Annotated in this window: 13 protein-coding genes; all 13 read left to right on the top strand. The window is 62.7% G+C overall.

Going from position 1 to position 16034, the window contains the following annotated elements:
* Positions 1–2: 2 nt before the first annotated feature.
* Complete coding sequence (locus tag VOM14_RS26400) at positions 3–2435, top strand: glucose/quinate/shikimate family membrane-bound PQQ-dependent dehydrogenase (RefSeq protein WP_327631677.1); 2433 nt, start codon at positions 3–5, stop codon at positions 2433–2435.
* 181 nt (positions 2436–2616) lie between these two features.
* Positions 2617–3606: a porin gene (locus VOM14_RS26395; RefSeq protein WP_327631754.1), complete on the top strand. Its 990-nt coding sequence runs from the start codon at positions 2617–2619 to the stop codon at positions 3604–3606.
* Between the two features lie 434 nt (positions 3607–4040).
* A complete protein-coding gene (locus VOM14_RS26390) occupies positions 4041–5330 on the top strand; it encodes a quaternary amine ABC transporter ATP-binding protein (protein ID WP_327631676.1) in 1290 nt (429 codons plus the stop codon).
* Positions 5327–6208, top strand: a complete 882-nt coding sequence (locus tag VOM14_RS26385; protein ID WP_327631675.1) for an ABC transporter permease — start codon at positions 5327–5329, stop codon at positions 6206–6208. The genes VOM14_RS26390 and VOM14_RS26385 overlap by 4 nt, the downstream gene beginning before the upstream one ends.
* Positions 6209–6339: 131 nt before the next feature.
* Positions 6340–7215: a glycine betaine ABC transporter substrate-binding protein gene (locus VOM14_RS26380; protein ID WP_327631674.1), complete on the top strand. Its 876-nt coding sequence runs from the start codon at positions 6340–6342 to the stop codon at positions 7213–7215.
* Positions 7216–7257: 42 nt separating this feature from the next.
* A complete protein-coding gene (gene glyA, locus VOM14_RS26375; protein ID WP_327631673.1) occupies positions 7258–8553 on the top strand; it encodes a serine hydroxymethyltransferase in 1296 nt (431 codons plus the stop codon).
* A 33-nt stretch (positions 8554–8586) separates the two neighbouring features.
* Positions 8587–9474 (top strand): dihydrodipicolinate synthase family protein, encoded by an 888-nt coding sequence (locus VOM14_RS26370; protein ID WP_327631672.1) that lies wholly within the window; start codon positions 8587–8589, stop codon positions 9472–9474.
* A gap of 6 nt (positions 9475–9480) precedes the next feature.
* Entirely contained in the window at positions 9481–10812 is a 1332-nt protein-coding gene (locus tag VOM14_RS26365; protein WP_327631671.1) for an NAD(P)/FAD-dependent oxidoreductase, read from the top strand.
* Positions 10813–10829: 17 nt separating this feature from the next.
* Complete coding sequence (locus VOM14_RS26360) at positions 10830–12323, top strand: aldehyde dehydrogenase (protein ID WP_327631670.1); 1494 nt, start codon at positions 10830–10832, stop codon at positions 12321–12323.
* 378 nt (positions 12324–12701) lie between these two features.
* Positions 12702–13703, top strand: coding sequence for a LysR substrate-binding domain-containing protein (locus tag VOM14_RS26355; protein ID WP_327631669.1), 1002 nt, complete (start codon positions 12702–12704; stop codon positions 13701–13703).
* A 275-nt stretch (positions 13704–13978) separates the two neighbouring features.
* Positions 13979–14674 carry an NnrU family protein gene (locus tag VOM14_RS26350; RefSeq protein ID WP_327631668.1) on the top strand — a complete coding sequence of 232 codons (696 nt, stop codon included), beginning with the start codon at positions 13979–13981 and terminating at the stop codon, positions 14672–14674.
* Between the two features lie 78 nt (positions 14675–14752).
* Entirely contained in the window at positions 14753–15457 is a 705-nt protein-coding gene (locus VOM14_RS26345; RefSeq protein WP_327631667.1) for a hypothetical protein, read from the top strand.
* Positions 15458–15603: 146 nt separating this feature from the next.
* Positions 15604–15924 (top strand): pyrimidine/purine nucleoside phosphorylase, encoded by a 321-nt coding sequence (ppnP, locus tag VOM14_RS26340; protein WP_074288437.1) that lies wholly within the window; start codon positions 15604–15606, stop codon positions 15922–15924.
* The last annotated feature ends 110 nt before the right edge of the window (positions 15925–16034 follow it).

Below are 16034 nucleotides of genomic sequence, written 5' to 3'. Positions count from 1 at the left end.
CGATGTCCAAGAGTGAAGCTCGTCCTTCAGCGCTGCTGAAAGCCGGGTGTGTGTTGCTGGGGCTCACGTTGCTGGCTACGGGTTTGTGTTTCGTGGTGGGCGGCGCCAAGCTCGCGTCCCTGCACGGCAGCCTGTATTTCCTGATTGCGGGCGTGGTCATCGTGGTGTCCGCGGTGCAGTTCATGCGGATCAAATCGTCCGCGGTGCTCGTGTATGGCGTCGCGTTTGTGGGCACGCTGATCTGGGCGCTGGCCGAAGTCGGCCTGGATTTCTGGCCGCTGGTTTCGCGCCTCATGCTGCCGGCCGGTTTCATGGTGCTCGCGCTCTTGTGCTGGCCCGCGCTGCGCCGGGCCGCGACCGGCCAGCCCGCGAATAAACGCGCTTATGGGCTCGCCGCCGTGCTGGCCATCGGCATGATCGTCACGTTCGCGCAGATGTTCCAGCCGCACCCGACCGTCCCTTTCGAGGGAACGCCGACTTCGCTCGTGCCCGTCGCGCAGGGCGGCGCGCAGAAGAACTGGAGCAACTACGGCAACACGCCGGGCGGCAGCCGCTTTGTCGCGCTCGACCAGATCACGCGCGACAACGTCAAGAACCTTCAGGTCGCGTGGACCTTCCATACCGGCGACACGCCCATCAGCCCGACGGGCAACGGCGCGGAAGATCAGCAAACGCCGCTGCAGATCGGCGCGCGTCTGTACTTCTGCACGCCGCATAACAACGTGATCGCAGTCGATGCCGACAGCGGCAAGCAGATCTGGAAGCGCGAGATCAACGCGCAGGCGCAGGTATGGAACCGCTGCCGCGGTCTCGCGTATTTCGACTCGACGCAGACGCTCACGCAGCCCACCCTGGCGGGCGCGACGCCGGTCACGGCCGTTTCGGTCGCGCCAGGTGCGAACTGCCGGCGCCGGATCTTGATGAACACCATCGATGCCCGGCTGGTCGCCATCGACGCCGACACCGGCGAGATGTGCGAAGGCTTCGGCGATCGTGGCTTCGTCGATCTGAAGGCAGGCCTTGGCGTGGCGGACGATCCGAAGTACCAGCTCACCTCCGCGCCGACGCTCGCGGGCACGACCGTCGTGGTGGGCGGCCGGGTGGCGGACAACGTGCAGACCGACATGCCGGGCGGCGTGCTGCGCGGCTTCGACGTCATCACGGGGCAATTGCGCTGGGCCTTCGATCCGGGTCACGACGACCCCAACGCCCGCCTCCAGGCGGGGCAGACCTTCGCGCGCAGCACGCCGAATTCCTGGGCGCCGATGTCCTACGATCCCGCGATGAACACCGTGTTCATCCCGATGGGCAGCTCGTCGGTGGACTTGTGGGGCGCGAACCGCACGCCGCTGGATCATCGCTATGCCACGTCGATCCTCGCGCTCGATGCCACGACCGGCAAGGAGAAGTGGGTGTACCAGACGGTCCACAACGACCTGTGGGACTTCGACGTGCCCATGCAGCCGAGCCTGATCGATTTCCCCGAGAAGGACGGCACGACGACGCCCGCCGTGGTGTTCGGCACGAAGTCCGGCCAGATCTTCGTGCTCGACCGTCTGACCGGCAAGCCGCTCACGAAGGTCGAGGAGCGGCCGGTGAAGACGGGCCACATTCCCAACGAGCAGTATTCCAACACACAGCCATTTTCCGTCGGCATGCCCGAGATCGGCTCGAAAGCGCTGAAGGAATCGGACATGTGGGGCGCTACGCCGTTCGATCAGCTGGTCTGCCGCATCAGCTTCAAGTCGATGCGCTACGACGGTCTCTTCACCGTGCCCGACACCGATGTTTCGCTGAGCTTTCCAGGTTCGCTCGGCGGTATGAACTGGGGCAGCCTGTCGACGGACCCGAACCATCACGTCATCTTCGTGAATGACATGCGCCTCGGTCTCTGGGTGCAAATGATTCCGCAGAAGACGGACAGCGCTGCCGCCAGCAACGGCGGCGAATCGGTCAACACGGGCATGGGCGCGGTGCCGCTGAAGGGCACGCCGTACGCGGTCAACAAGAACCGCTTCATGTCGCCGCTCGGCATTCCGTGTCAGAAGCCGCCGTTCGGCACGCTATCCGCCGTCGATCTGACAACGCAGAAGCTGTTGTGGCAAGTGCCCGTGGGCACCGTGCAGGACACGGGTCCGTTCGGCTTCAAGATGCGCATGAAGATGCCGGTCGGCATGCCGACGCTCGGCGGCACACTCGCGACGCAAGGCGGCCTCGTGTTCATCGCGGGCACGCAAGACTACTATCTGCGCGCCTTCGACAGCGCGACGGGCAAGGAAGTCTGGAAGGCGCGTCTGCCGGTGGGCAGTCAGGGCGGACCGATGAGCTACATGTCGCCGACCACGGGTAAGCAATACGTGCTGATCTCGGCAGGCGGCGCGCGGCAGTCGCCCGATCGCGGCGACTATGTGATCGCGTACGCGCTGAAACGCTAATCGCGGGCGGCAGTTAATATGACGAGCGGCGGCTGCACGACGCGTGCAAGCCGCCGCTTTCTTTTATCCTCGCGTATCGACTTGGGCCGAAGACTTCATGCCTTCTATCAAGATTTTTCATTGTCGCGTGGCGCATCGCGCGCCCTGGGCCGCCGTCGCGCGGCTTGCCTTGTTGTCATTCATGACGGGCGCGTGCGGCATGGCGGCGTCGGCTGCTCATGCACAAAGCACCGTCACGTTGTATGGCACGATCGACACGAGTATCGAACTCACCAATCCCGGTTCGTCGTGGACGCCGCGCCTCGATTCCGGCGCGTATCGCGGCTCGCGAGTCGGCTTGCGCGGCTCGGAGCAACTGACTTCGGACACGCGTCTTCTGTTCGATCTGGAAAACGGCTTCAGTTCCGCCGACGGCACGTTCTCCACGCCGGGCAGCATCTTCAGCCGTCAGGCGTGGATCGGAGTCGGCGCGCCGTGGGGCGAAGTGCGCGTGGGGCGCCAATATTCGCCGATCTACATTCCGTTCAAGGGACAACTCGACGCCTTCGGCGCGGGGACGATCGCGTCGGGCCTGAACAACCTGTCGAAGATCACGCCTTATACGGACAACGGCATCACGTACCTTTCGCCCGATATTCACGGCTTCACGACAACCGTCATGGTCGCGTTGCGCGATAGCGGCGACGGCAACGGACTATCCGGCGACTACGAAACGTTCGCGTATCGCCATGGCCCGTTCCGCATTTCCTACGCGCGCCAGCAGACGCATGGCGGCACGACCTTGCGCTCGAATCTCGGCGGCGTGTCGTATCGCTTCGGCAAGGCGACCGCGTTCGTGTCGTTCTTCAACGGAGACGGGGGCTCGCCGCGCTATCACGACGATGGTCTTTCGTTGTCCATGCGATATGCGTTTTCGCCGCGCCTGCGGGCTTCGGCCGGTTACGCGTACGCACGCGACCGTTCGGGCCGCGACAACGACGCTGACCAGTTCAGCGTGGCATGCGAGTACGACCTGTCCGCCAGGCTCATGCTCTATGCAAGCGGCGCGCTGTTGCGCAATCACGGCGACGCGACATTTACCCTGCGCGGCGTGAACGTCACGGGACTTTCGCCCGCTTATCCCGGCGCGCCGATTCGCGGCGTGCAAGTGGGGATGATCGAGCGCTTCTAGCGCGCTTTTCACTGCACATTTCGCCGCATTCACCCTCCGGCCTGGGACATTCCCCAGGCCGCGCTCATCTTCGCGTGTGAACTGAAGACTCAAAAGAACAGCACAAGCACCCGCGCGAGAAGCGCAAAGCCGCGCCCAGTCAGGCTTTGCGCAAACATGAGATGGCCCGCTTCTTTTCAGCGCTTTCTACACAAGCCCTTTGCATTACCAAAGGTATGGAAAAGTGCCCACAAAATGTAGCTGGATGGGTCAATTTGGATTGGTACTCTTTAATTCATGCATTAACCACCGAGTAACGCATGTGAAGCGCATGAATATTGTGCGTTATCTGTGCGACGTGGTGAATCGTTCGATTCAATGCTGTGAAGTGTAGAGTCCGTGCGGGCTGATAGTCCCGCGGTTCGGTTCCTGAACTTGCCAGTTGGGATGACAGAATGGCCCCAAACCTGACATTCGCGCCTGAAGGCGTGCTCCCTCCGACCGCGGTGAATGCGGAAGACGTTTCCTCGGTAAAGAAATCCGTTGCGGTTGCCGGGACCGATATTCTGACAGTCAGAAACCTGTCGAAAATATTCGGACCGAAGCCTCAACGCGCTGCCGAGCTTGTGAAGCAAGGCCTTGGCCGTAATGAGATTTTCGAGCAGACCGGCAACATGGTCGCGGTCAACGACGTGAGTCTGAGCGTCAAGGCCGGCGAAATCTTCGTTGTCATGGGTCTCTCGGGCTCCGGCAAATCGACGCTGGTTCGCTTGCTGAACCGCTTGATCGAACCCACGTCAGGCCAGGTGATTCTCGAAGACCGCGACATCGCTCCTATGTCGACAGTCGAATTGCGCGAAGTGCGTCGCAAGAAGATGGCGATGGTGTTCCAGTCGTTCGCGCTTTTGCCCAACCGCTCGGTGATCGACAACATCGCGTACGGACTCGAAGTCGCCGGACAGAAGAAAGCCGAGCGCTACGAAGTGGCGCGCGCCGCGCTCACGCGCGTCGGCCTCGGTTCTTATGAGAAGCTGCTGCCGAGCGAGCTGTCGGGCGGCATGCAGCAGCGGGTCGGTCTTGCTCGCGCGCTTGCCGTCAACCCGTCAGTGCTCCTGATGGACGAGGCGTTTTCCGCACTCGATCCGCTGATTCGCTTTGAAATGCAGAACGAGCTTCTGCGGCTTCAGAAGGAAGAGCAGCGGACCATCGTCTTCATTTCGCACGACATCGAAGAAGCGGTCAAGATCGGCGGGCGCATCGGCATCATGAAGGACGGTTGCCTGATTCAGGTCGGCACGCCGGCCGAACTCATCCAGTCGCCCGTCGATGCTTATGTGCGGGACTTCTTCCGCAACGTCGACGTGTCGCGCTTTCTCAAGGCGTCGAGTCTCATGACGCGCGTCGATCGAGGGCTGATTTCGTGCGACATCGGCACGCCTGCCGAGCGCTATTTGAATCAGCTCATCGACAGTGGCATGGAATGCGGCTATGTCTGCGACGGCGCAGGCCGATACGAAGGCTGCGTCACGCCGGCATCGTTGCACAAGGCGGGCGCGCGACCGGTGCGCGAGGCACTCGTGCGCGACGTGAATGCTGTTTCTCTCGAAGCCGATCTGCATCAGCTGGCCTCCATCGCGTTGAGCCAGGAACACGATGTGCCGGTCACCGACTCGGCCGGGAAGCTCGCAGGCATCGTGTCCTGCCGAACGATACTCAAGCAGGTTATGGAACGGAGAGCAGCATGAACTCGTCGATCATCGGAAAGTTTGCGGAAAACGCGGTCAATTTTCTCTTTCAGCATTTCCGGGGCGGCTTCGATGCTTTCTCCGCCGCGCTCGGCGCGGTGGTCAAGCTACTCGAAGACGGGCTTGCCGCCGTGCCATTCGTCGCCATGCTCGTGATCCTCATGGCGCTCGCGTTGTGGCGGCGCGGCGTGGTGTTCTCGGCCTTCGTCGGCATTGCTCTGCTCACCATTCATTACATGGGACTGTGGGCGCAAACCGTCTCGACGCTGGCGCTCGTTGTGGCCGCAACGGTCTTCAGTCTGGTGATCGGCGTGCCGCTCGGCATCTGGGGCGCGCGCAACAAGCGCGTCGAGGTGGTGCTGCGCTCGCTGCTCGATTTCATGCAGACGATGCCCGCCTTCGTGTACCTGATTCCCGCGGTGATTCTGTTCGGATTGGGCCGCGTTCCCGCGGTGATCGCCACCATTGTGTTCGCGATGCCGCCCGTCGTGCGCCTCACCACGTTAGGCATCAAGCAGGTTCGCGAAGAGTTGCTGGAAGCAGGGCGCTCTTTCGGCAGCACGGATTCGCAGCTTCTGTGGAAGATCCAGTTGCCGAACGCACTGCCTTCGATCATGGCCGGCGTGAATCAGACCATCATGATGGCGCTTTCGATGGTGGTGGTCGCATCGATGATCGGCGCAGGCGGCCTCGGTGAATATGTGCTGAGCGGCATTCAGCGGCTCGACATCGGCATCGGCTTCGAAGGCGGCCTCGGCGTGGTGCTGCTGGCCATTGTGCTCGACCGTCTGACGGAGAGCTTTGGTGTGAAGTCGAAGAAAGTCAAAGCAGGCGCGCGCACATCGAAAGCGGGTGCAGGTGCGGCGGCGCGCACCTGACTGAAGGTTGGCGAGGCGCCGCGCAGTTGCGGCGTCATCGCCGGAAGCGGTACGGAGTTTGGAGACCCGACACGCTACATCGCGGCGGTCGTCGAATTTTCACGAAACTTATAATCAGGTAGGAGTCCGACATGAAAAGCAATCTGTTTAAATCGCTTGCTGTGAGAATCGCGGTCTCGGCTGCTGTTGCCGTCGGCGCCGGGTCGGCTTGCGCCGCCGAGCCGATCAAGATGGCGGTGACGAACTGGGCGGACGTGCTGGCCGTCGCCAACGTCGCCAAGTATGTTCTCGAGACCGACCTCAAGCAGCCGGTTCAATTCGTTCAGGCCGATATCGGCATCCAGTATCAGGGCGTGGCGCGCGGCGACCTGGACATCATGGTGGGCGGCTGGCTGCCGGTGACGCATGCGGCGTATTACGCGCGCTACAAGAACGACATGGACGACGTCGGCGTCATCTATACCGGCGGCAAGAACGGCTGGGCCGTGCCGGCCTATGTGCCCGAGTCGCAGGTTTCGACGATTTCCGATCTGGAGAAGCCGGACGTCAAGAGCAAGCTGAACGGCACCGTTCAGGGTATCGAACCCGGCGGCGGTCTGATGCAAGCGTCCGAAAAGACGATCAAGGCCTACGACCTCAAGGGTTACAACCTGCAATCGTCGAGCGAGGCGGGCATGCTCGCGGGCGTCTCGCGCGCCTATCAGTCGAAGCAATGGATCGTGGCGACGGTCTGGAGCCCTCACTGGCTGTTCCAGAAGTGGCAGATGCGCTACCTCAAGGACCCGAAGGGCACGTTAGGCGGTGAAGAACAGGTCCACGCTTTCGCATCCAAACAGTTCGCCAGCAAGTTTCCGCGCGCGGACGTCTTCTTCAAGAACTTCAAGCTGACGCTCGCCGACGTCGAGTCGATCGAGTTCGAAGGCAACAGCACTAACGACTACGCGACCGCAGCGAAGAAATTCGTCGAGGCACACCCGGAAAAGGTGAAGGCCTGGCTGCAGCAGTAAGTCGAAAGACATGCTTCACACGATTTCATCCGGAGTGACCACGTGAACGAGAACGCACGCTTTTTTTCTGAAACCCTTCAGGGCCGCGACCCCGTCATCGCATCGGAAATTGCGTTGGAACTGCGCCGGCAGCAAACGCAGATTGAACTGATTGCGTCGGAAAACATAGTCTCGGCAGCGGTGATGGAAGCACAAGGCACCGTGTTGACCAACAAGTATGCCGAGGGTTATCCGTCGAAGCGCTATTACGGCGGCTGCGAGCACGTCGATCGAATCGAGGCGCTCGCCATCGACCGCGTGAAGGCGCTATTCGAAGCCGAATACGCCAACGTGCAGCCGCATTCCGGTGCGCAGGCCAACGGCGCCGTGATGCTCGCGCTCGTGAAGCCGGGTGAAACGGTGATGGGCATGTCGCTCGACGCCGGCGGCCACCTGACGCACGGCGCGCGCCCCGCGCTGTCGGGCAAGTGGTTCAACGCCGTGCAATACGGCGTGAGTCCCGACACCTATCGCATCGACTACGAGCAGGTGCGCCGGCTCGCCGAAGAGCATCGTCCGAAGCTGATGATCGCGGGCTATTCGGCTTATCCGCGCGCGCTGGATTTCGCCGCGTTCCGCGAAATCGCGGATAGCGTCGGCGCGCTGTTGATGGTGGACATGGCGCACATCGCGGGCATTGTCGCGGCGGGCCGGCACGAGAACCCCGTGCGATTCGCCGATGTCGTGACGTCCACCACGCACAAGACGCTGCGTGGGCCGCGAGGCGGGTTCATCCTCACGAACAACGGCGACATCGCGAAGAAGATCAATTCCGCTGTCTTTCCGGGGCTGCAGGGCGGTCCGCTCATGCATGTCATCGCGGGCAAGGCGGTTGCGTTTGGCGAAGCGCTGCGCCCCGAGTTCACCGCGTATATCGACCAGGTGCTGCGTAACGCGCAGGCGCTCGGCAACGTGCTGAAGTCGGGCGGCGTGAACCTCGTGACAGGCGGCACGGACAACCACTTGCTGCTGGTCGATTTGCGCTCGAAGCGGCTCACCGGCACGCAGGCTGAAAAGGCGCTGGAGCGCGCGGGCATCACGTGCAACAAGAACGGCATTCCGTTCGACACGCAGAACCCGACCGTGACCTCGGGCATCCGTCTCGGCACGCCTGCGGGAACGACGCGCGGCTTCGGCACGGAGCAGTTCGAGCAGGTTGGTCACATGATTCTCGAAGTCCTGTCCGCACTCGAACAGCAACCCGACGGCGATGAGCGCGTGGAGCGCGCGGTGCGTGGCCGCGTGCGCGATCTATGCAGCCAGTTCCCGATCTACTCGCACTCGGATGCGCTTGTTTAACCACATCGACCGTTTATTGAAGAGAGAACCATCATGAGCTTCGAGGGAGTACACACACCGTTGGTCACGCCGTTCAACGCGGACGGCGAGATCAATCATGACCTGCTCGGCAAGCACGCCGCGAATCTCGCGGGACGCGTCGCGGGCCTCGGGATCGGCGGCACCACGGGCGAATACTATGCGTTGAGCTTCGACGAGCGCGTCGCGACCTTCAACACGGTGGCCGAGGCGGCAGGCGGCAAGACGTATCTGACGGCCGGCATCAATGCGACGACCACGAAAGAAGTGATCCGCCTCGGTCAGGAAGCGAAGCGCGCGGGCTTGTCCGCGTTGCTGCTCGCCACGCCGTACTATGCGCAGCCCACGCAGGAAGAGTTGCTGAACCACATGCTGAAGGTGGACGACAGCCTCGACATGCCGATCATGCTGTACAACTTCCCGGCACGCACGGGAACTGAAATCAGCGACGACGTCCTCGCTAAACTGCTTGAGCGTCCGAACTTCGCCGCGATGAAGGAAAGCACCGGCGACATCTCGCATCTGCATCACCTCGCCACGCACTTCGGCGACAGGCTCGTGCTGAGCTGCGGGATGGACGATCAGGCGCTCGAATTCTTCGTGTGGGGCGCGAGAAGCTGGGTCGGCGCGGCGTCCAACTTCCTGCCCGAAGCGCACACGGCGCTGCTCGACGCGTGCGTGAAGCAAGGCGACTTTGCAACTGGCCGCAAGCTGATGGCGCAACTGCTGCCGGTGCTCGAACTGCTCGAACGCAGCGGCAAATTCATTCAATACGTTCGCTACGGATGCGAGCTGGCGGGTGCACCTGTAGGCGTCGCGCGTGCGCCGCTTGGCACGCTCACCGAAGAAGAGCGCGGCGCATTCGCGAAGCTCGTTCAACCCATGTTGCGCAACGCTCAGTAAGCTTTCATGGCCTCGAATCTGGAATTCGTGCGTTTCCCCGCTCCGGACGGTGTCAACGGATGGTGGGAGAGCCTGCCGCCGGCAGCGTCCGCGAATAGCGTGGCGTCTGAACAGCGCTTTGACTGGGTCGTCGTCGGCGGCGGCATTACCGGGCTGTGCACCGCCCGGCGCCTTGCAGAACTCGCGCCCGACGCGGCCATTGCGCTGGTGGAAGCAGACCGGATTGGGCGCACCACGGCCGGTCGAAATTCCGGATTCTTCGTCGATTTGCCGCACGACATCAGCAGCGAAAGCTACTCGCGAAGTGTGGAAGCGGACAAGGCCGATGTGCGTTTGCAGCGTCACGGCATCGACTATGTGCGCTCGGCGGTGAAGCAGCATGGCATCGACTGCGACTGGCGGGACGAGGGCAAATTTCACGCCTCGGTGAACAGGAAGGGACACACGGCACTGGCGCATTTCGCCGACGGTCTCGCCCGCATCGACGAAAGTTTCGAATGGCTCGACGAGGCCGCGATCGCGAAAGTCACCGGCACGGATTTCTACGAGGGCGCGCTGTTCACGCCCGGATGCAGCACGGTCCAGCCGGCGGCGCTCATGCGGGGGCTCGCCGCGAGCCTGCCGGAAAACGTTAAGGTGTTCGAAATGAGTGCGGTGAAGGGCATCGAGGACCAGGGCGTCAACAAGGTTCTCTCCTTCGCGGGCGGCAAGCTCGTCGCGAAGCGCGTCATTCTCTGCACCAATGCGTATGCGGCGACCTTCGGCGGCCATCCGAATGGTCTCTTGCCGGTGTACACGTTTGCTTCGATGACGCGCGTGATGACGCCGGACGAAGCGCGCCGCCTCGGCGGCACGCGCTCGTGGTCGCTGATTCCCGCCGACCCGATGGGCTCGACCATCCGGCGTCTGATCACAGACCGCATCTGCGTTCGTAATCACTTCGCGTTTCGGCCGAGCCTCGAAGTCTCGCAGGCCGATCTCGCGAAGGCGAAGAGTCTGCATCGCCGCTCGTTCGACCGGCGCTTTCCGATGCTGAAGGACGTGACGCTGGAGTACACGTGGGGCGGCCCGCTGTGTTTGTCGGTGAACAACGGAGCACTTTTCGGGCGTCGCGACGACGGCGTTTTCGAAGCCGTCGGATGCAATGGTCTGGGTCTCAGCCGTGGGTCCGCATCCGGCAAGCTCATCGCCGAATACGCACTCGGCCAGGACAACGAGCTGATTCGCCAGCTTCTGAATCAGCCGCATCCGCGCTCGCTGCCGGTGCGCCCCATCGCCGATGTCGCCGTGACCGCGGCTATCTGGATGAAGGAATTTTCGGCTGGCGCCGAGCTTTGAACCTTTGAGGACAGGACATGACGACCTATCAGGAATGGAAGCAGAAAGCAGAAACCCTGTCGCTCGACGGGCGCGCGTTCATTGCCGGACAACGATGTCCGGCGGCATCGAATGAAACGTTCGGCACGTTGAACCCGTCGACGGGGAAAGTGCTGGCCGACATCGCGAAGTGCGATACCAAAGACGTCGACCGGGCGGTCGTCGCGGCGCGGGATGCGTTCGAGTCCGGCGTGTGGTCGAAGGCCGCGCCGGCGCAGCGCAAAGCCGTGCTGTTGCGGCTCGCGCAACTGATCGACGAAAACGCCGAGGAGCTGGCGCTGCTGGAGGCGCTCGAGGCGGGCAAACCGATCAGCGAATGCATGGGACTGGACATTCCCGAGTCGGCGGCGTGCATCCGCTGGCATGCGGAAGTGACCGACAAGCGCTACGACGCGCTGTCGCCTTCGGGCGCGGGCGTGGTGAGCATGATCACGCGTGAGCCGATCGGCGTGGTGGGCGCGGTGCTGCCGTGGAATTTCCCGGCGCTGATGCTGGCCTGGAAGATCGGCCCGGCGCTTTCCGTCGGCAACAGCGTGATTGTGAAGCCGGCCGAGCAGACTTCGCTGTCCACGCTGCGCATCGCCGATCTCGCGGCGCAAGCCGGCGTGCCCGCCGGCGTCTTCAGCGTGGTGACGGGCTTTGGCGACAGCGCGGGCCAGGCACTGGGCCGTCACGCCGACGTGGATCTGGTCGCCTTCACCGGTTCCACCGAAACCGGCAAGCGGTTCCTGCACTACTCCGCCGACACGAACCTCAAGCGGGTCGTGCTCGAATGCGGCGGCAAGAATCCGCAAGTCGTGCTGCCGGACGTCGCGAATCTGGATGCGGTCGCGGAACAGGCCGTCGCTGCCGCCTTCTGGAACATGGGCGAAAACTGCAGCGCGGGCTCGCGCATTCTCGTGGCGTCTGCGTTGAAGGCGACGTTGCTCGAAAAAATGCAGGCGGTGCTCGAAGGCTGGAAAACGGGCGACCCGCTGGACCCGGACGTCAAGCTCGGCTCGCTGATCGAAGAGAAGCATTACGAGAAGGTGCTGGCTCACATCGAGAAAGCGAAGGCGGAAGGCGCGCGCCTCGTGTGCGGCGGCAAGGCCTCGCGCGCGGAAACGGGGGGCTGGTTCGTCGAGCCGACCATTTTCGATAACGTCACGCCGGAGATGAGCATTGCTCGCGAAGAAGTCTTTGGGCCGGTGGTTTGCGTGATCGAATACGCGGATATCGACGACGCCGTGCGGATCGCCAACGACACCTGCTATGGTCTCGCCGCCTCGCTCTGGACCGACAACGTCAATCACGCTCACAAGATTGCCGGGCGCATCCGCGCGGGCACGGTGACGGTGAACTGCTTCGGCGAAGGCGACCTCTCGACGCCGTTTGGCGGCTTCGGGCAATCGGGCTTCGGCGGCCGTGACAAATCCGTGTACGCGCACGACCAGTATTGCGAACTGAAGACCACCTGGTTGAAACTCGACTAGGCCTGTTTTTGGATCCACCGACGCTCCAGCAGAACGCGCGGCCCGGCTGTTGAAGCCGGGTCGTCGCATTTCAGTACCGCGTCATAAGCGGCTTCATTGTGATCGTTCGGAGCCGTGGCTACGCCCTGCGTTGCACTCGAAGCACTCGAAGCACGCGCATGGCAAGCCGCGATGTCGAACAGATATAGGGGCGGATAGCAGCCGGGCGTCTCGCGTCCTCGGGTTGTCGACTCTTGCCAGCTTTCCAGAACACTCGCAAACTAGTTCGCGCAAGAGCGTCCGCTCGCGCGCGGTCGACGCATTGTCACGGGGCAATGCGCAGCGTCAACGGGGCCGTCTTCAGGCCTACCGGACGGGTCCGCTTCACAGGTGAAAGCCATGCAAAAGAAACAGGTGTTTGCCGACCGGCTACTCGCTCAGATGCCGTCATTGCGCGCGCTGAAATGCTTTGTCACGGCCGCGCGATATGAAAGCTTCACCCAGGCGGCAGAAGTGCTGTGCGTGACGCAGGCCGCAATCAGCCGACAAATCAAGGAGCTTGAAGACTCGCTGGAAGTCGCGCTGTTCGAACGGACCGGCAGGCACATCGCGCTCACCGACGCGGGGCGCATTCTGTACAACGCGTCGTATCTGTCGATCATGAATATCGCCGAGGCGGCCCAGGCGGTGCGCCGGACCGACAAGCACGCGCTGACCATTTGTGTCACGCACACTTTCTCGGCGCTGTGGTTGTCGTTCAGATTGCCTGCTTTTCGCAAGCGATTCCCCGACATCAGATTGCACATCATGGTGACCGAGCAGTTCATGGATCTCGACGATCTGATGGAGCACGACATCATCATCACCAAAAATCCGCCGCGCGAGGCGGAATACGATGTCGAGCCGCTCTTTCACGACGTGGTGTATCCCGTGTGCAGCCGGTCTTTTCACGAGCGCCATTTTTGCGGCAAGGCCGTGAAGCCGCTTGATCTTCTATCGCACGCCACATTGAATCTCTCCTTGTTGGGACGTTCGCAGATTTGCGAGCATGTGGACTGGTCCGTGTGGCGAAACTGGTTTCAGCAAGGAGACGGCACGCAGAGGCTCGTCGAAAACGAACATCTGGAGAGCAACGATTATCGGCTTCTCGTCTCGCAAGCCGAAGCCGGCGAGGGCACGTTGCTCGGCTGGCATCACCTCGTTCATCGCCAGGTGGAACAGGGGATACTCATTCGGCCGGTGCAGAACGCGCTCGAATTCCACGACCGCCATCACTATCTGATCACGCATAAAAACGCGAAACTTCGCCCCGAGTACATTCTGTTTCGCGAGTGGCTCGGCGAGGAAGTCGCCGCGATGATGCGCGAATGGCACGGGACCGAGGCCGAAGCGAACCGCTAATCTTGCGCCGAAGCCGTGACGCAAGAAACACGATGAGACCGGCCATCGCGCGGACCGAGAAATATGGGCGGCTTGGTCCGGCTTGTTCGTTGTTACAGCGATTGTCGAACTGGACGCAGTCGCGGCGCGCTTCGATCATCAACCTGGCTCCTGCATCTCACGACGTAGTAATCTTCATCTTGCCGCTGCGTCGTCCCTGTCTCTACGCGCACCTTCGCAAACGAGCGAACGAGCGAACCTGCCACGCCGACGGCATGACTGAAGGAGCCAATCCAATGGAAAGCACCAACGCAGTCGCGGCAGCGGCAGTCGCCTTCGTGGGCACTCACTTCGTGTTGTCTCATCCGTTGCGCGGGCCTTTGGTCCGTGCCATCGGCGAAAGGGGTTTTCAGGGCGTGTATTCGCTGGTTGCGTTCGTGACGCTCGGCTGGCTGATCGTGGCCTACGGGCGCGCCCCGCTGACAGCATCGCTATGGCCGGTAGGAGACGCCCTCTGGGCCCTTGCGACGGTGGTCATGCTGATCGCGTCCATCCTTCTGCTGGGCTCGTTGATCCGCAATCCGGCGCTTCCCACGGGCGGCCGCCCCGGCGCGTTTCCGGACGCCGCGCGCGGCGTGTTCGCCGTGACGCGCCATCCGATGATGTGGGCCTTCGCACTGTGGGGTCTATGCCATGCCGCCGTGTTTCCGGTCGGCAAGAACATCATCGTCGCGGTGGCGATCATCGTGCTCGCGCTCGTCGGCGCGGCATTGCAGGATCGCAAGAAAGAGCGCCTCCAGCCCGACCTCTGGCCCGCATGGGAGGCGAAGACGAGCTATTGGCCATTCGCGGCGATCGTCGCCGGTCGCGCGCGGCTCGGCGGGTTCGGACTGCACGCGCTGCTGGGCGGCCTCGTCGTCTGGCTCGTCGCGACCTGGGCTCATATTCCGCTCGCGGGCTGGGCCGCAGGCATCTGGCGCTGGGTGCTGTAGCCGCGGCGCGGGCCGATGCGCTGGAATCGCTACAATGCGCCAGTTCATTCGTCCTTTTCGCGGCACCGCGTGCCAGACATGCTGACTTCCTACTTCTCGAACGGCGACGCCATTCGCACTCGACGCGTCAGCGACATCGTGCGCTCAGGCGTCGTCGACGTGCCCGTGCCGCCTCTGCGTCTCCTTGCCGATTGGGAAAGGGAAACCTCGTCGCGCATGGATCTGGAGCCGGGCGACGTCGAGCAGATGCCGCTCGCGCGAACGCTGATGCGCTGGCCGGACTACGCACGCTGCGTGCAGGCCATGTCGGATTGGACGCGCTCGCTCGGCCTGCACGAGGTGCTCGCATCCGGCGACATCGAGCTCATGGCCTGCCGTGGCGCGAGGTATCACCACGACGCCGCGCAATACGGCGGCTCGGCGTTTTGCAACCTGTTCCTGAGCGAAGACAAGGGGCTCGATCTGCATTTCGCCGCGACAGGTCACCGTATTCCGTTGACGCGAGGAACGGCCGTGCTATTCGATACCGGCCAGCCTCATGGCGTGATCCGGCGCGGCAGCAGCGGTTTCGATGCGGTGGACTTCGCGCCGGATCAGGATTGCGTGCAGATATTCCTGACATGGGAGCTTCCCATTGAAGACGCCCACGTCGCTCGCGCACTCGACGTGATCTTCGACGTCGCGCCTTCAATGCGCCAGCCGCAAGATACTGAAGAAGTTCTGCTGAACGGCGAGCGCGTCACGGTGTGCCCGGATTCCGGCCGCTGGCGCAAGGTCGAGTGACATCGAGTGACACGTTCGTGTCATGCCGCGCTGACATTGCGCCACGCCGGCGGCCTGTATGATGGCGGGCTTGCGCGCTGACCGAAAGCCATGCAGCACAAGCTCGGCGCCCACGTATCCCTTCACGACGACTCATAGGAACAGCCATGACGGCCGCAACGCAATTCGATCAGGTTTCCGTTATCAAACGAGCCAATGTCTATTTCGACGGCAAGTGTGTTTCGCACACCGTTCTTTTCGCCGACGGCACGCGCAAGACGCTGGGCGTGATCTTGCCCGGTGCGCTTAACTTCGGCACGGACGCGCCGGAACTGATGGAAGTGCAAGCCGGGCAATGCCGGATTCGCCTGGAAGGCAGCGACGAGTGGAAGACGTACGGCGCGGGCGAATCGTTTTCGGTGCCCGGCAAGAGCCGCTTCGACATCGACGTGATCGACACGCTCGACTACGTGTGCAGCTATCTGTAAGAACGCGCGGGGCATTGCGCCCCTTGCGCGTGTCACGCCGCCAGGCGTGTGCTGGCGGCGCTGGAGTCTCATGGCGAGACTCCAGGCCAAACCGCTGTTCGATGCTTCTT

The sequence above is a fragment of the Paraburkholderia sp. MPAMCS5 genome, assembly GCF_036016995.1.
Classification (GTDB): domain Bacteria; phylum Pseudomonadota; class Gammaproteobacteria; order Burkholderiales; family Burkholderiaceae; genus Paraburkholderia.
This window is presented reverse-complemented; position numbering and strand designations above follow the sequence as displayed.